The organism is Bradyrhizobium sp. RD5-C2 (assembly GCF_019972155.1).
GTDB lineage: Bacteria > Pseudomonadota > Alphaproteobacteria > Rhizobiales > Xanthobacteraceae > Bradyrhizobium.
Genome location: NZ_BOVL01000013.1, coordinates 266,929 through 282,801, shown reverse-complemented (window position 1 = coordinate 282,801; position 15,873 = coordinate 266,929). Strand labels below are relative to the sequence as shown.

Annotated in this window: 17 protein-coding genes and 1 pseudogene; 11 read left to right on the top strand and 7 right to left on the bottom strand. The window is 60.0% G+C overall.

Annotation, left to right across the window (positions count from 1 at the left end; genetic code table 11):
• Positions 1-853: 853 nt before the first annotated feature.
• Together BraRD5C2_RS18030 and BraRD5C2_RS18025 are read right to left on the bottom strand one after the other, a co-directional pair.
• A complete protein-coding gene (locus tag BraRD5C2_RS18030; RefSeq protein WP_223970106.1) occupies positions 854-1,213 on the bottom strand; it encodes a PRC-barrel domain-containing protein in 360 nt (119 codons plus the stop codon).
• A 70-nt stretch (positions 1,214-1,283) separates the two neighbouring features.
• The gene (locus tag BraRD5C2_RS18025; RefSeq protein WP_223970105.1) at positions 1,284-1,997 is read right to left on the bottom strand and encodes a hypothetical protein; all 714 of its coding nucleotides are present in this window, start codon (positions 1,995-1,997) and stop codon (positions 1,284-1,286) included.
• 167 nt (positions 1,998-2,164) lie between these two features.
• On the opposite strand from BraRD5C2_RS18025, the gene BraRD5C2_RS18020 reads away from it, so the two are divergent.
• Positions 2,165-2,734, top strand: a complete 570-nt coding sequence (locus BraRD5C2_RS18020) for a peptidase S14 (protein ID WP_223970104.1) — start codon at positions 2,165-2,167, stop codon at positions 2,732-2,734.
• Between the two features lie 80 nt (positions 2,735-2,814).
• Positions 2,815-3,120 (top strand): hypothetical protein, encoded by a 306-nt coding sequence (locus tag BraRD5C2_RS18015; protein ID WP_223970103.1) that lies wholly within the window; start codon positions 2,815-2,817, stop codon positions 3,118-3,120.
• Between the two features lie 4 nt (positions 3,121-3,124).
• Here the strand turns inward: BraRD5C2_RS18015 and BraRD5C2_RS18010 are convergent, their stop codons facing one another.
• Positions 3,125-3,361 (bottom strand): hypothetical protein, encoded by a 237-nt coding sequence (locus BraRD5C2_RS18010; protein ID WP_223970101.1) that lies wholly within the window; start codon positions 3,359-3,361, stop codon positions 3,125-3,127.
• 861 nt (positions 3,362-4,222) lie between these two features.
• Between BraRD5C2_RS18010 and BraRD5C2_RS18005 the strand changes: the two genes are divergently transcribed.
• Positions 4,223-4,378: a hypothetical protein gene (locus tag BraRD5C2_RS18005; RefSeq protein WP_223970099.1), complete on the top strand. Its 156-nt coding sequence runs from the start codon at positions 4,223-4,225 to the stop codon at positions 4,376-4,378.
• Between the two features lie 1,523 nt (positions 4,379-5,901).
• Here the strand turns inward: BraRD5C2_RS18005 and BraRD5C2_RS17995 are convergent.
• On the bottom strand, positions 5,902-6,087 hold the full coding sequence (locus tag BraRD5C2_RS17995) for a hypothetical protein (protein ID WP_223970095.1): 186 nt from the start codon (positions 6,085-6,087) through the stop codon (positions 5,902-5,904).
• Positions 6,088-6,172: 85 nt separating this feature from the next.
• Here BraRD5C2_RS17995 and BraRD5C2_RS39665 point away from each other — a divergent pair, with 85 nt between their 5' ends.
• Positions 6,173-6,544 carry a DUF6894 family protein gene (locus tag BraRD5C2_RS39665; protein WP_374708013.1) on the top strand — a complete coding sequence of 124 codons (372 nt, stop codon included), beginning with the start codon at positions 6,173-6,175 and terminating at the stop codon, positions 6,542-6,544.
• A gap of 361 nt (positions 6,545-6,905) precedes the next feature.
• On the opposite strand, the gene BraRD5C2_RS17990 is transcribed toward BraRD5C2_RS39665, so the two are convergent.
• Together BraRD5C2_RS17990 and BraRD5C2_RS17985 are read right to left on the bottom strand one after the other, a co-directional pair.
• Positions 6,906-7,427 carry a hypothetical protein gene (locus BraRD5C2_RS17990; protein ID WP_223970093.1) on the bottom strand — a complete coding sequence of 174 codons (522 nt, stop codon included), beginning with the start codon at positions 7,425-7,427 and terminating at the stop codon, positions 6,906-6,908.
• A gap of 3 nt (positions 7,428-7,430) precedes the next feature.
• Positions 7,431-7,870, bottom strand: a pseudogene (locus BraRD5C2_RS17985) (hypothetical protein).
• A 412-nt stretch (positions 7,871-8,282) separates the two neighbouring features.
• On the opposite strand from BraRD5C2_RS17985, the gene BraRD5C2_RS17980 reads away from it, so the two are divergent.
• The 7 genes from BraRD5C2_RS17980 to BraRD5C2_RS17950 all read left to right on the top strand — a co-directional run bounded on the left by BraRD5C2_RS17980 (position 8,283) and on the right by BraRD5C2_RS17950 (position 13,804).
• Entirely contained in the window at positions 8,283-9,281 is a 999-nt protein-coding gene (locus tag BraRD5C2_RS17980; RefSeq protein WP_223970092.1) for a L,D-transpeptidase family protein, read from the top strand.
• Positions 9,282-9,677: 396 nt separating this feature from the next.
• The gene (locus tag BraRD5C2_RS17975; RefSeq protein WP_223970091.1) at positions 9,678-10,526 is read left to right on the top strand and encodes a hypothetical protein; all 849 of its coding nucleotides are present in this window, start codon (positions 9,678-9,680) and stop codon (positions 10,524-10,526) included.
• 46 nt (positions 10,527-10,572) lie between these two features.
• On the top strand, positions 10,573-10,794 hold the full coding sequence (locus BraRD5C2_RS17970) for a hypothetical protein (RefSeq protein ID WP_223970116.1): 222 nt from the start codon (positions 10,573-10,575) through the stop codon (positions 10,792-10,794).
• A gap of 31 nt (positions 10,795-10,825) precedes the next feature.
• Positions 10,826-11,242 carry a hypothetical protein gene (locus BraRD5C2_RS17965; RefSeq protein WP_374708018.1) on the top strand — a complete coding sequence of 139 codons (417 nt, stop codon included), beginning with the start codon at positions 10,826-10,828 and terminating at the stop codon, positions 11,240-11,242.
• A gap of 105 nt (positions 11,243-11,347) precedes the next feature.
• Positions 11,348-12,166: a mechanosensitive ion channel family protein gene (locus tag BraRD5C2_RS17960; RefSeq protein ID WP_223970090.1), complete on the top strand. Its 819-nt coding sequence runs from the start codon at positions 11,348-11,350 to the stop codon at positions 12,164-12,166.
• A 55-nt stretch (positions 12,167-12,221) separates the two neighbouring features.
• On the top strand, positions 12,222-12,710 hold the full coding sequence (locus BraRD5C2_RS17955; protein ID WP_223970089.1) for a hypothetical protein: 489 nt from the start codon (positions 12,222-12,224) through the stop codon (positions 12,708-12,710).
• Positions 12,711-12,718: 8 nt separating this feature from the next.
• A complete protein-coding gene (locus BraRD5C2_RS17950) occupies positions 12,719-13,804 on the top strand; it encodes a YihY/virulence factor BrkB family protein (protein ID WP_223970088.1) in 1,086 nt (361 codons plus the stop codon).
• A 4-nt stretch (positions 13,805-13,808) separates the two neighbouring features.
• Here the strand turns inward: BraRD5C2_RS17950 and BraRD5C2_RS17945 are convergent, their stop codons facing one another.
• On the bottom strand, positions 13,809-15,737 hold the full coding sequence (locus tag BraRD5C2_RS17945; protein WP_223970087.1) for an AI-2E family transporter: 1,929 nt from the start codon (positions 15,735-15,737) through the stop codon (positions 13,809-13,811).
• Between the last annotated feature and the right edge of the window lie 136 nt (positions 15,738-15,873).

Below are 15,873 nucleotides of genomic sequence, written 5' to 3'. Positions count from 1 at the left end.
ATGATCTCGAAATCAAAGAACTTGACCTTTAGCGTCACTGTGCGCCCCCGGACGCCGGTGCTTTCGCAATGCCGCCAGATCTTGCCGATGAGCGGCTGTAGCTCCGCCGCCGGCGTCGCCGCGGCAAGGGCCGATCAAATCGGCAGACGGCGTAAGGCGTGCGAATGCTCAATCTCGTCACGCCACTGCGGTCGCAGACTCTCGCTTGACCGGAAAGCAGTCTTTGGAGCTCGATCATCCGTACTTCGTCGCCCGCGCTAAAGCCGACGATCGGCCGCCAATCGAAGCCGTTCAAGGTTCTGACCGCATCGTGGCGTTGAAAGCATAAGCCATTCGAACTAGCGCGGACGACGCCCCAAGAGCGCTCCGATCAGAAAGGCCGTAGCTAACATCTCAAGGGGTGCTTCACGAGTTGCCGCGCTGACACGATCGATCCAAGTCGGAGGCGCTCGACCCTCAGCGAGCCCTTGAGAAAATTCACGTAGCGTCTCCCTGACGCCAATTTCTGTATCTTCTATCGACAACTTATAGATCTCCAAACCATCCGAAACGCCTAGCGAAATCGCGGCTCGCGCGCACATCAATTCGTGTACGCCAGCGTAGCTATCAATTGAATGAGCGCCTGCTGCTCCGGTCCGGCCTTGCCATCCGAGAGGAAATCCGACAGTTCGATCTGTTTAAAGGCACCGCCCGAAGGCAGATTAGCTTCATGCAGGACGAATACGCGGCCGTCATCTTCGCTGCAGAGCGTCCAGCGATCTCCATTAGAGCTCCGATATAGTTCTCGCTGACCGGGCATATCAGACGCACCGCGGCGCACGCTGGCGAGCGCGCCATTAAGTCGTTGATGCAGCTAGAACGGGACGCCGTAATATTCATTCACAGATCGACCGACTGTTGGGTCATTCCAATTCCAGCCAGTCTCTTCACGATACTTCGGTGCGCCCTGCAACTGGCTCTCCGTGATGCCCGTGACATAGCCTGCTAGATGGGTATCGTATTTCAATGACGGCCACGGAAGGGGATAATGGTCGTCGCCGATGCCGAGAAAGCCGCCAAAACTGAGCACCGCGTAAGACACTTTGCCGCTTGTCTTATCGATCATCAGTCGCTCGATGCTGCCGATCTTCTGGCTATCCGCTCCATAGACCGCGGTGCCTTCGACCTTGTCGCTCCCGATCAGGTTGCCGGCCTCGTTTGCTTCCAATGCCATGATAGTCCTCCTCGGAATAGTTTGGGGAGGCAATCGTCGCGCTCGCCGAACGTTCCTATCGAGAGCCGGTTCAATCCGTCACGCGGCCGGCACTCAATAGCCAGCCATGAATAACTTGCCACTTGTCTTCGACGGAGCCGAAATCGAGTAAGGCCGAATTCGACGATCGAAGATCCAGGAAGAACTTGAAGGCGTCCCGACCGGTCGGATTAGCCAGACCTGGCTGCGTCCCAATCCAACGATCCCATTCCTTGAGGATCTCTATTTTCGCTTCTGTCGGGGTCATCGATGCTCGAGAAAATGGCCTCGTCCATCCAAAGCCAAGGCCGCACAGTCTCAACGATCCAAGGTTCTCTAGCCAGGCAGCGAGAGCTTTTGGGCTTCGCGGACTAGAAACAAAACGACGCGCGGCAAGCTTGCAAGTTCCTGGCCTGCTGAGTTTCATGGTCTTGGAACCGTCCCATTGCTGGCAGCGTTTCGTATCGACTGAGCCGATCGTGCTCATCTGGGTGGGCATCGACCGATGGTACTGCACCGCAACGAGGACGATCGCCGGCGCCCTGGCTTTGACTATCACTTGAAGGTCCACTCGTTTCGAGCGGTCACCGTGGTACTCGCGTGGGTGCTGATCTTCGCCGCGTTCTACCAGAAGCCGGAATTGCTTACCGGCGCCCAACGGGCCCTTCAACGTGGGATCGAGGCCGTTGGCGATGCTATCCCTTCTCCGTGGGGGCCACGGATCGAGTTTGTCTTTCGGGAAATCGGCGGTCTCATCTGGCTCCAAATCGCGCTGCTTATCTCTGCGCTGCGCCTAGGCCTCTCTACCTTTGCATTTATCGCGAGGATCTCCTTTCGCAATGACCGAAGGCCGTAAAGGGCGCCATTCGCTGGAAATCGGCACAGCACCTGCATGCCGCTCGAGACTATCTCGTCTCCAACAGGATTGATCCAATGGAACTTGCAACGTTGCCTGCTACAGCCTTCAAGTCGCCGGCGATCAGCCTTTCTGGCGTCGTGGACTACAACATGTACACTGCCTTCAGATCGCAGTTCGACAAAGCTTCGGATCAAGAACTGGTTGTCATTGAGTTATCGACCCTCGGCGGCGATCCCGAGGTCGCCCGCATGATGGGAGAAGACGTTCGGTTCGCGAGCGAGACGGAGCCGCAACGGCGCTTCGTATTCCTCGGCAAGGCTGTGATTTATTCGGCTGGCGTTACATTCATGAGCTTCTTCGCGCGGCCGAACCGATACCTCGCGCGCGGCACGCGTCTGATGATTCACGAACGCAAGCTTTCGAAGAGCTTGGTGATCGATGGCCCCTTAACGACGTGCATCGCAGTCGTAAGGGCGACGCTCAACGAAATCGAATGCTCGATCGCTATGCAGAACGAGGGCTTTCAGAATCTCATCCTGGGATCGAACGTGACGATCGATGAGGTCATGCTGAAAGCACCGTCAAACTGGTATTTGGAGGCGCAGGAGGCGAAGATGTTGGGCCTGATCGAGACAGTCCTGTAATCCTCTCGAAAGCGACTGCGACGATAGTAGTCATCACCCCGATAGTCAGACCACGTTATTTGGTCGCGGGGAGGCGCGGGATGTCGAACGTCAAGGTTAGCTTACATTCGAGCCGGATCATCATGCAGGACGGATCGAATGCGCACGCCAGCGGCATCATAGTTTTTCTAGGCGGTCGCATCATGGGCGGCGACAGTAACTTCTGTTGCTCTGGGGTCTCGCGGCGGATGCCGGAGATCCTTACCCTCGATCCGCTCGTCGATACGCCGGTTCACATCCTGGTCGCGCAGCGTGTCGTCGCGCCGGCCGGCCCGCGCTGCCGACACGGCGAAGCCGGCGCCGATCGACGCGATCGCGATACCGACCTAAAGCCACCATGCATCTGAAATCTCAGGCAAGCCGCAACGTTAGCTGCCGGCGATCGCCGATGTGACGGTCGATGAACACTCGCAGGGCGGGCGGCACCTCGGTCTGCTGTAGATCGCAGCGGCGCTGGATCTCGCGGGCGATGTCCTCGGAAACGTCTTCGGACCAGTGCTCGGCCGTGTTGAAGCCGATCATCCGGATCGGGCTTGAATATTCGCTGGCCAGCAGATCCTGGATCACGGTCTCGAGGTCGGTCGTCACGAGATCGGCTTCGCGCCAGGGCGGCCGATCGGGCCGAAATCGTCGGCGACCAGGTAGACGGCTGATCCGTCGAGGGGACGATCGAGGCTGTCCAATTAGCCCTACGCATAAATCAACTCCGCGCAACGCAATCGGGGCAATACGATACCAGCCACGGTTCATTGAGAAGCGGCGGTCAAGGCCGTGGTGAATGCCCCAGCGTCGTAGGGCTGGGCCGCGGCGGGTCCAATCTGGCAACCAGGCGAGCGCCAAGCCAAACCCTGGGGCCCTTTCTTTGGGGCGGCGACCCCAGGCTCCAATGCTGGGGCCAATCCGGATCGCAGAACCGCTGTCCGCCGAGAAGCAGCGGTCGTCGTTACTGGGGCTGAAAAACACGAAATGAAAATCAGGTGCCCCGTGGCTCGGATCATCCAAGTGATCTGCGGTTTCGGAAATAACTCATGTGAATCTTTGCCGCTGTTTCCCGTCCACCGGACGTCACAAATGCCTCGCCGCGGTGATTTTCTGCGTCGGTTGGAGCGCTTTCTTTCGAGCTTCCATCTCATCAATCAGATCATGGGCCGCACGCGCGTCTTGCATCCGTATCGCGGCTATCCTCATCCGCTGCATGTGCCAGATCTCGGCGTCGATATTGTCGCACTTCTCACACATGCTCACCGCCCAAGATCAGGTGGGAGCATGCAGCACTCTCGAGCACCGATAGTTGCCGAGGTTCGTTCGATGATGACCGCCTAACAATTTTGGTGATCTGGCCGTTCCTACTCGGGGCTATTTCACTAGATGGCGGGCCTGCTAGGCCACGTCGGCCACGAGGAACCCCTGCGAGGCTAACGCTTTTGCTTCCCATTGACAGGAGCGAACATGAGCAAGGAAACACCCAAGGACGATCCCCGGCAGCGGCCGGACAAGGCTTCACACAAACAGACCGACAAACCATGGGAGGGCAATCCGGAAAAGGAGCAACGGAACGAGTCCGATATCGACCTCGAAAAATGGCACCGAACCAATACTCATTAGGGAGAGCGCGATGTCACTTGCATGCTACGAGATCATTGGCCGCGACGGGGAATGGCGGGTTAGCCATGATGGGAAGGCCGACAACGCCTACGAGACGATTGAAGCAGCGTTTGGGGCTGCGGTTGCCGCGGCTTCTCTGGCGCTTCGTCAGGGCCACGCCGTGTCTGTCACAGCCCCGAACAGGAGCACCGCGACGGGCGCGGCGAACGTTGAGTATTGCGGGACTTGACCTTAAGCCGGCGACTTCAATTCTGGAGCTTTAAGCCATGCATTCATGTGCAGGGCAGTCTCGAGCTGGCCAATTTTTCTTGCGAGCGCGGCCCTCTCTGGGCCCACTTGCAAAGCGTTGGGCTGGGCTTTGATCGCGCCTGCTCAGGTTCAATCTGATCTTGAATTGTGTAGGGAGTAGTCGCTTGCACCTCGCATGGAACGTCCCTCATGCGTCAGGGGTCATGTGGGGCTGTAGGTTCCAGGTGCAGGTAAACTGGAACCGGAAAATGAGCGGTGCCAGCTGGGGCCATCGACCGGCCCGATGTGACGAGCCAAGCGCAGAATTATTGCACATACATTGCCACCCCAATGATGACGAGCGGGCTTAACCCGAATAATGCGATCCAAACGCTTTCAAGTAGGTCTTTGCCCATAGCACAACCTCTGCGTTGGGCTGAAGCCTACGCTCGCGGATCTCTGTGGGACAGTGCAGTTTGTGACAAACAATCGAGCGAAATAAAAATGCGCCGAAGCTGCCGGAACTCCGTTCCCTTCGAGAATCCCGGCCTTATGTCGCAAACACGACAATCAGGATGAGCGCGGTAAGCCCGATTGAGTGGCAGCCAGCTATCGTGATGACGTCCCATTTCATGGCTTGAGCCTGAAATGACCCACGCTCCGGCCTTTGATTTGGGTGGTCATGGCCGAAATAGGCCTTGGGAGGCACGAGTTCCGGAGCTTATTGAGCTCTCACCCATGACTTGGATCAAAGGGTCTAGTCCCGGCGTCCTCCGTGGCCGAGCAAAGGTCCGTATCGGGAAAAAGTGGCAACTCAGGAACCTAACCACTCCATATGGGTTTACAGCCCGTTCCCGTAAGGAACTGAGCGAGGAAAAAGGTCACATGGGCCTAATTCGACAGCGGGTCGTCCACACGAATTCACTTGAAGAGCGGCTCGTAGAGCGAGCTAGGGAGCTGCGCAAACAGGCCGCAGCGCTCGCCCCAGGAATCGAGAAAGAGGCCCTGTTGAAGCTGGCCCAGCAATCTGAAGCTGGTGCAAGCATGACTGAATGGCTACGCGCTCCCGCGCTTCAGCCCTCAACATGAACCGATCGGCGAAGCCAAGTGCCGCGCTAAAGCTTGCAGCCGGTGCGTCTGTTTTGCTCGCTCTGCTGCTCATGGGCTTTATTTTTACGGCGTTCTAGTATTGAGGCCGCCTCAGCTGGCGGCTTCTTTCTCGTCGTCATCGTCTTCAAAGGACCAAGTCCCGCTTCCATGCAGAGTGGCCTATTTCGTATCCACTTGGCCGTCCGCTAGTCACCGCTCGCTAATGGGTGATATACTGCGATCTTGCGTGCGCCCTGCCAAAGTTCGACCACTCGATCCGTCGCCAGATTCTTTGCGTGTAGTTTGGCCGCCTCGTCATCCTCGCAGAATAGATCGACACGCTTCGCAATCTTCCCGTCCGCCCTAAGCAGATAGGCCTTGTACTCTTTCATAACGACGCATCCCCGAGCGCGGCTTACGGTCGGCGCTCGCCGTATTTAGAACGTGTCTAAACGGGAGTCATCGGGAAAAAGCGGCATGGCGCTATGTGGATTCGCAGTGGCTCCCACCATGAACCTCCGAGGAACAGAAACAGCAAAAGCCTTCTCCGCCCCCGTTGCTTCCCAGTTGGGGGCGCGGATGACTCGCTACCATGTTCGATATCCGGGACGATACAGGCAGGTACCCGAGGACAAAGGTCTAGAGCTTCGAGATGCGCGCGCCGCCAAAGTTGAAGCTGCACGCGCATTGGCCGATATCGCCAGGGACGCAGTTCAATCGGACAACGGCAACGATGTAACGATCGACGTTCGCACGAAAGAGGGGCCCGTTGTTTCAGGCCGCCTATCATCTCCAAATCACCAACGCGAAGTACCGCTTCAAATGACGCGCCGCACGATAGGGCACTAGCTTGCCGAATCGAATCGTGATCGACAGCTTCCACCGATGACGGTTTCGTGAGTTCCGCATAGACCAATGGCGCATTGTCCAGCGCAGGGCAATTTGCGGAAATTCTCCGCACGCAGCGGTGCACGCTACACGCATGCGGAACTACAGCACCAGCGCCTGGTAGGGGCGCTGGTGCTTTTTATGCGAACAGGTCTTTCCCGGGACTGAAGCGTTCGCACAAGCGTTCCGCTCTCGTGGTACTCCAGCCGGCCTTGGCCGATCGCATGCTGTAACCCGGCCCAATATTCAGCCGGCGTCGCCTTGTCCTCCGATCATCGGTCGGTTGATCTTCTCGATGTAGATCCGGTCATCCTGGATCGGTTCAAACGCCCGGGGCGAGCTCCATTATCCTGTGGGCAGCTTTCTCAGGATCGGAGTAGCGGCGGTCGCCCTTCATCTTCAGCGTGAAATCCCGTCGCGTTTTTGCGCGGCATAGTTGCGCTCGCGGTGTGCGTAGCTTTCGGCCGGGTGTGGCTATCAAAGGTCGCCGCAGGGACAGCACATCAGCGACGACGGCTGTTGAGAAAGCAGTTTCTCCCCGCGTTCCCACATCGCCTGCTTGCGCTTGGTCCAGTCGCGCTGGTCTCGCCAGGCCTGGAAATCGGGTCGGCAGTAGCAACCGCCATTCGGCCTCGAACGCCGCGCGCGCCTGCTCAAAGGGGCCTGCCGGTCCGCTGTTCAATCGGTCGCAACCGGGATGGAAGCCGCACTTCCATTCCCATTGATCGGCATGGTTCGGTACCCGAGCTCGCAGCCTGATCGAACCGATGCAGACGTCGTCGTAGAAAATGTTCCATTCCTCCCGAGCCGACTCATTGTCGCGCCGGCGCGTCAGCTCGGTCACGTCTCATCGCCAGTCGGCGAGCGTTACCACAGCTGCAGCAGATCGGGCGGCCGGCCGCTTGCCGGCCTTGCGGCACTTCTGACGCCGCGGCCGACTGGCGAGGTCCTTAACGATCGTCGTGGCGACGTGGGGCAGGCAGCGAGGTCGACGGCGCGCGGCGTCTTGCACCGCGAGCACTTGATCTCGAGCCACGGGTAGCCCGCGTTGATGGCTTGGTCGATCGAGGGCGATGGGTCGACCGGACCGCCGTCCGCCCACATCCTCTCGTTCCAGCTCTGAGCAAGGAAGGTCATTGGCCTTGCGGATCAAGGCCTCGCCAGCGGCGCGCTTCTCGGCCGAGCGGGTGGCGAGGATGGTGGTCACTGCCCGGACGTGCGCGAGCTCCCTGGTCAACGCCTTGCGGTCGCCGCCTGAGAGAGGAGGGGGTGGTGTTTGGGTGCCATGGAATTCTTATTTGTTTTCCCGCCGAATCAGGCGGGCAGGAAGTCGCTAGAGGTTGTCGGTTGGCCTCGGTGCCGCGCGCAAAGTTGGTCAACCAGGCGCCTGCTTTGATTTGGGATGTCCGCTTCCGAGGGGAAATGCGGACACGCTGCCCTACTCTTGGGGATGTCGCCTTGTGTCCCAAAGCGGACTCCGGTTATTTCGCGGTGTCCCTGCCGCGAATTGATCATTTGTGACCGGCCTTCGCGTCGGCGAAAGATTTATCCGGCCGTCTTGCAGCTTCCGGAGGAACCCGGAAGAGTTGCCTCCGTTTCAATCGGGCCGTTGCCCAGAGAGGTGCACCAAACCAGATGCCGTAGCGCACGACAGATCTTGGCGCCCAGCCTTGCGGGTTATGGCCAGAAGGATTCGATCATGTTGCCCGTCAGAAGGACAAGCGTCTGCGTCGGACTGCTACTCGCGTTGAGCGTTGATACGGCGATCGGGGCCGGGCTGAACGCCAACGCAATCAACGTAGCGGAGCGGTCGGAAAAGGACATTTCCGACACCAAACCGACAGCTCTGGGTGTGCGGCTTCAGGTGCTACTCGATCGTGTGCACTTCTCGCCCGGCGAGATCGACGGCAAATTTGGAGAGAATGCGAAGAAGGCGTTGCGCGCATTTGCCGAGGACCGGCAACTGCCGAGCTCCTCAGGTTTGTCCGACGCGGTCTGGAGAAAGCTCCGGACGGACGAGCGGCCGGTGATCGTCAACTACACGATCACCGAAAAGGACGTCGCGGGACCGTTCCTCGAGAAGTTGCCCAGCAAGATCGAGGATATGAAAGACATACCAAATCTAAATTACGTTAGCCCGCGCGAGGAATTGGCCGAACGGTTTCACATGGGCGAAGAGTTGCTCGCGATGCTTAACCCCGGACAGCACTTCAACCACGCCGGCGATAGCATCGTGGTTGTCGACACGGGCAGCGATGACACGCCGAATGCAGCCAAGGCCGCCCGGGTCGAGGTCGACAAGGTCAGGCAGACGGTGAAGTTATTCGACAAATCGAACGGGCTGATCGGATTCTATCCCGCCACCGTCGGCAGCAGCGAGAAGCCATCGCCAACCGGAACGCTGAAGGTAACCGAAATCGATCCCAATCCGAACTACCGGTACAATCCTGACTACCACTTCAGGGGTGTCCACTCACGCAAGCCTTTCAACATCAAGCCCGGCCCGAACAATCCGGTGGGCACAATGTGGATCAACCTGTCGGCGGAAAGCTACGGCATCCATGGAACGCCTTCGCCTGGCAAGGTGTCGAAGGCAGAGTCCCACGGCTGTGTCCGGCTCACCAATTGGGACGCTGAACGCGTCGCGCAGCGCGTTGTTAAGGGCACGCCGGTGGCATTTGCAGAAGCTCCACATTGACGCCCGGACCCTGCAGAATTGGGCGCAGCAGAGGCTATCGAATAGCGTCCAGTGCGCGCCTCTCATGGGTCGGCACCCTTCTGGAGTGGGCTTTTCTCCCATAGGACCTATTTTGCAATGCTGGCAGCTAACGCAACGCCAAACGGTCGAAAAAGCCCGGGTTGCGATCGACGAGGCCTGGTGGCGGAGATGACGAGCGGGGTTTCGGCCTTTGAAGAGCCCCCACAGCCGATACGATCGCTCATTCCGCGAATGCCTGGCTTAGGAACTTTGCCTTCTCGGCCAAATTGTCAGCTAAAGCGGAGGAGGCGTGCATGAACCAGTTGATCTATCTGGTCGGGCTAATTGTGGTCATTCTTGCGGTACTATCGTTCTTTGGATTGCGGTAGGTGCATCATGGACACCGGCCGAAGTGCTGCTGATGTCGTCGACGATAGGGGCGGCCTGCGACTGCAGTGGAGTCCGATTTTTGCGGGCGCGCTCATGGCTTCGGCCCTGTCGCTGATCCTGCTCAGCTTCGGAGCAGCAGTTGGATTAGGTGTGAGTTCGAGTTCGCCATCATGGCGTGATGCATCGGCCGCACTCGCGCTGCTATCCGGGCTGTTCCTGATCCTTCAGGCTTTGGTGAGCTTTGGCGTCGGCGGCTACGTCGCTGGCCGCACGCAACGCGTAATCGGCGCGACGCCGGTCGACGTGGTCGAAAGCAACGACGGACTTCATGGCCTGACCACTTGGGCTCTCGCAGTTATCGTGGGCGGGACAATCATCGCGTTGGTGGGCTTGTCGACCGCTCGCGCAGTGGTGCAGAGCCGGCCTGCTGCGACAGCCGCGGAGCCGTTGCTGAGCGCTGAAATCGACCGCCTTTACCGATCGCCGCGGCGTCCGGCCAATCTCGACATCGGATATGAGCGGGCCGAGGCGGGCCGCATCCTGCTGACCAGCTCCGGCCATACCGGCGTCAGCACAGAGGACCGCAGCTATCTGATCCAGCAGGTGGCGGTCGCGACAGGTCTGCCTGCAGTCGAGGCCGAGAAACGCGTCGACAGCGTCATTGGTGATGCCAGAAGCGCCATCCAGCGGTCGCGGCGGAGCGCGGTAATCCTCGCATTTTCGGTCGCGGCGGCGCTGCTGCTCGGCGCGGTCGCAGCCTGGGCCGCAGCCTGTGCAGGCGGCCGGCACCGCGACGGCGCGACCTTGCCGGAGTGGATGGGCGGCAGGCCAACGACCCCTGTGCCGGTGGTCTGATGAATGGTCTGATGCAACGGCCAATGTGCTACGATGGGAGACGATGATGGCAATGATCTTGGTCATGGACCACAGCGGCGACACAAGACAATCTTTCGATTGCGAGGATAGCGAACAACTGGCTTGGGCGAATGCGCGCTTCGCGGAGCTGACGTCGGACGGCTACACCGCCGTAGTGCGGAGATCCTCCGGCGAAGCGGTCGTCGTCCGCGCGCTGGATCCGACCGCCGAGGAAACATTGTTCTATCCCAGGCTGGTGGGCGGCTGACGCCGTGATCGGCCGTCTGCGCGCCAGGTTTCTGCTGTCCGTGCTGCAGCACGCTGCCGGCACGCTGCGCGCCACGCTGGTCGCGATCCGGGAGCGCTGGCAGGCTTATGAGCGAAAGGAGGCGCGTGGGCTGGCGCTGCTGTCCGCATGGCTCTCGCCGGAGCAGCGATCGCAATTTGAAAAGTACAATCGCTTCGACGTCATCGGCTCGGAGTCCGGCAAACGTTATCGGATTTGCTACGGTACATCGACCAATGTCTATGAGATGGACGGCCGCGGCCGCGTTGTCCTCGGTTGGTGCTTCCGGCCTATCGGTTCGCTGGTGGCGGGCGACGTGATGCTTGCCCAAAAGATCGCATTGGAAACCGATGAGCGCGCGACGCTGACGGTGGCGCGGCCATTTCCGAGTTCCCTTCCGCCACGCGCGATACGTCCTCCAACCCGATAAATTATCGGACCGGTCGACCTGCTCGCTATCGGGAACGCCACTTTCCCTGGCGCGTTTGGCTTGCAGCGGGCGGCCCTGTTGGCCGGCTTCGCTGTAGGGGGACCCATGGCGCTCAATTTCGAAACTCTCAAGGCGACGCTGGTCCTCTATGGACTTAACGCGACCTCTGCCGTCCTGTTGCTGGTTCTTGGATGGTACGCTTCAGCCATCGCTCAGCGATTTGTCCTGCGCGTGCTCACGGCTACGCATCGTGTCGATGCCCTGGTCACGGTGTTCCTCTCCAGCCTTGCGCGCTATGCCGTGCTCGCCGTGGTCGGCATCGCCGTGCTGCAGCTTTTCGGCATTCAGACGGCGAGCCTGGTTGCGGTGCTCGGCGCTACGTCGCTCGCCATCGGGCTGGCCTTGCAAGGGACGTTGTCCAACCTGGCCGCTGGCGTGATGCTACTGTTGTTCAGGCCGTTTCGGATCAACGACGACGTCGAGGTCGCTGGCAAGGCTGGTAAAGTGCAGACCTTATCGCTGTTCATGACGGAGCTGATCACATCCGACAACACCCAGATCCTGCTGCCCAATGGTTCGGTATGGGGCAGCGCCATCATCAATCACAGCACTTATCCCGGCACTGGTGAGGTGAAGGTGTCCTTCCCGGTCCGCGCGGGCGGGCCGATCGAGCGCATCGGCGAGCAGAGTCTGAAGCATGTGCGCGAGGACTCGCGTATCGAGGCGCGACCCGCGCCCGAAGTGCACGTCTCGAAAGTGGTGGACATCTCCGATGCCGTGCGTCCGATCGTCGAACTGACGGTCAGTGCAAAGGCGAAGCCGGCCGATGCAGACGCCGTCAAGCATAGGCTCATGGACCTCGTCACCACAATGCTCACCGACACGGGCTCCGCGCGGCGGGAGCGGTCACGCGTCGCGGGGTAGGGAACGTCGATCACCCTGCCGGGTTGTCCGATGCCGACTAGCAGTGGACACCGCCATGCGCGCCGACGCCCGACCGTCACTCAGCCTGATCGCCCTATCTTACCTCGCCGACTTACGACAATGGATCGGGCGTCTGGTGACCGGCTACGCGCTGGCATGCGGCTCCGTGCTCTTTGGCGCGGTGTCGCTTCTGGTGGCGATCGGCATCGGGGTCGCCGCAGCCTTCCATGCTCTTGAGCTACGTTACGGCATTTGGATCGCGTATGCCGCGCTCGCGGGCGTCTTTCTCCTTCTCGGGCTGCTGGGGCTGGGGACGGGCCGCGTGATGCTCGGGCGGCCAGCGCCGGCCGCTCCGCGGCCCAGCCGGCAAGTCGATATGCTCAAGCGTGCGATCGCAGTGCCCGTGGCGGCGCGCCTGATCGCCACCTCCCGAGCAGGGATAAACGCCGATCCCACCACTCAGGTACTGGCCGCCGCGGCGGTTGTGATGCTTGTCGGCTGGCTTGCCGCTTCGCGTTCCAACCGTCCGCGCGACGTCATTTAGGACTAGCGATGCCTCTGCGCTCGAATTGGCCGAACGACCTGATGCTCGCTGGCGCAACTGCGCTGGCGACCTTGGCGATCTATCGCCACGTATCACGATCTGAGACACGATCCGTCCTAGGGCGGGCCCCGGAACCCGAGCTCGCCGACGCGCAAGATCGTGGACGGCTGGCTCATACGCCGCTTCTGATTCCGGGCGCCGGCTGGAAAGACATTTTGCTGCGTACTTATAGGCAGATCGACGAGGACCGGCTGTTGGCGACCGCCGCCGGCGTCGTGTTCTACGGGTTGCTCGCGATCTTTCCAGCTATCACGGCGCTGGTCTCGAGTTATGGCCTGTTCGCCGATCCGTCTACGATCTCATCCAATCTGCAAAGCCTGGCGTTGCTGCTGCCGGAAGGTTCATTTGCGATCGTTCAAGATCAGATCGCCCGCGTGCTCGCGAAGGGGACCTCGACGCTCGGTTTTACCTTTGCTGTCGGCCTGCTGGTCGCGATCTGGAGCGCGAACGCTGGAATGAAGGCGATCTTCGATGCGCTCAACGTCGTCTATGAAGAGAGAGAAAAGCGCGGCTTCGTCAAACTCAACCTGATGTCCCTCTCTTTCACGATCGCAGCCCTCGTTTCGGTCATGTTGATGGTGGGGGCCGTAGTGGTCGTGCCGCTTCTGCTCCAGCAAGTCGGACTGGGCACACGGGCCGAACTCATCATCCGGTTCGGACGGTGGCCCATTCTGGTCCTCCTGCTCCTCGTCGCGCTCGCGGTGCTCTATCGATACGGTCCGAGCCGGAACACGCCGCGCTGGCAGTGGTTGAGCGTCGGCGCCGTCGCGGCAACTATGCTGTGGTTAATCGGTTCGGCGCTGCTGTCCTGGTACCTTGCGAATTTCGGCGATTACAACGCGACCTACGGTTCGCTTGGCGCCGCCATCGGCCTGATGACCTGGATGTGGATGTCCGCCATTATCGTGCTGTGCGGAGCCGAACTGAACTCCGAGATCGAGCATCAGGCCGTCATCGATTCGAGCGAGGGTCGCCGCGAGCCCCTGGGAGCGAGTGGCGCAATGATTGCCGATACGGTCGGCAAGATTCCTTAGCACGCTATCCCGCAAAAATAACCACCGGCTGGCCCCCGTCCGCCGCGCCCGTCGGGGCCGCAAGGTCAGCCCTTGCCTTCTGCTCCGCTGCATCGAGCGCGGTTGCGAAGGTCTCCGTCGTTGCAAACAGGCCGGGCACCTTGTCCAACTCTCCCGCCGCAGGCCCGAGAAACAAGGCCATAACGGAGGCTGATTTTGTCCTTTTGGTCAACCTACGAACCGCATAGTGAAGCTTGGCGTTCGACGGTCGATCAGCATAGCAAATGCACACGAGCTCCGTCCCGGTGAGATCCAGCGAGAAGAACTTGGATACCGACATCGCATCGTATTGCTCAGCAAATGCGCCGTAGCCCCGACGCTTAAGTAGCTGCGCAAGAACGATCGCTGCCGCTTCATCGAGCTTGCTGAATCCCGGAATGCAAAGGATCGATCGCGGGGCGCGCCACACGCGACCAAGTCTTGTCTCATCCTTACCCGATTCGACGGCCTCGAGCGTTGCAAGGGGAAAGTTGACGTTGGAGGAAGCTTGTTCGGCGACCAATGCGTCTTCGTGTCCTTCAAGGTCGTCAACCAATTCACGCACCGTATCCGTTATCCGATCGAGCCGTTCAGCATCAAGATGCCCGAGCCGATTGTCTGCTGCAGCCAGTCCGAGCCCGCCTGTCACCACGGAATCGTAGTATTCCTTGAGAGGGGCGGTCTTTAGGTATTCACGGGCTTGTTCGGCAGCCTCGATCGGGTCCCCGGCCAGCATGCGTTGATAGATCAGTTGCGACGGCGTCAACGCGGGCTGATCGCCCAGCATGATGTCGAGAAACTGCAACCGGTCGACATGACGACCGACGACCACGAGACAGATAGTAAGGGGCGTCGCGAGCACCAATCCGACAGGACCCCACAGCCAGGTCCAGAACGACGCCGCCACGATTATCGCGACCGGCGACAGGCCAGAGCTATGTCCGAAGATCACGGGTTCAAGAACTTGTCCCGCCAAAAGCTCCAGGATGACGAACAGGACCGCGGTCAGCAGCAGCATTTCCCAGTCGGATCCTGCCGCAGCTGCGAGAATAAGTGGAAAGACCGCCGAGATGAACGCGCCGACATATGGCACGAAGCGCAGGATCATGGCGACGAGTCCCCACAAAGGAGCCGAGGGCACGCCGATGAGCTGCAGGCCTACGCCGATCGCTACGCCGAAGGCGGCGTTGAACGCAATCTGCGTCAGGAAGAGCCGGCTTAGTCTCTCCCCAGCCTCGTCCAGCGCCGCAGTGGTCCGTTGGATGTCGTCCGACCCCGCCAGGCGGACGAAACGATTCCTTAGATCCTGACGCTGGAGCAAGATGAAGATCACGAAGACGACCACGATGCCAGTCGTCGTAAGCGGCGATACCAGAGGTGCGATTATGGCTACCAGCGTGTTCAAGGCGCCCGGATCCGGCTGCCTGACCTCGACAGGAATCGGTTTGCTGTCTGATGGCTGCTGAAGGACAGTGGTGCTCGGTGGGCTACTCGCTTTCGTATTCTGAAGCTCCGTCTTGAGATCATTCAGGACCTCTGATGCTCGCTGCAGCGTACTCGTGCCCCCGCCGGTTATTCCTCGCAAGGTTTCAATCTTGTTTCGAAGCGTCTGCTCATAGCCCGGCAGCGCTTCCGCAAGTCTGCTCGCTTGCGTGACCATCAGGCCCCCGAGGCTAAAGATGATCGCGAACCCGAAGACAACAACCGCAAACACGGCGACAACGCGCGGCAGCCTCAGCGACTGCAAGCGACTGACGAAGGGGGCGAGCACGAAGCTAAGAAGGACAGCCAAGGCAACGGGAACGAAGATTTCGCGGCCAAAGTAGAGCCCCGCGACGATGAGCGCGGCCACACTCATATTGATCAAGGCCGTGCCCCGCGGCTGTGTCAGCTTGATCTGGGCTGGCGTTTCCATTTGTTGCTTCCGGCGCAGGCCAAAGCCGCGGTTCACCCTACGCGCGCTGTCTCTGGACTACTTGGTTTTTCGGACATCAACTGACTTGAACCTCTCAGAACTCGCGATGTTCCGGCCGAACGGATAGAGGAAGCCG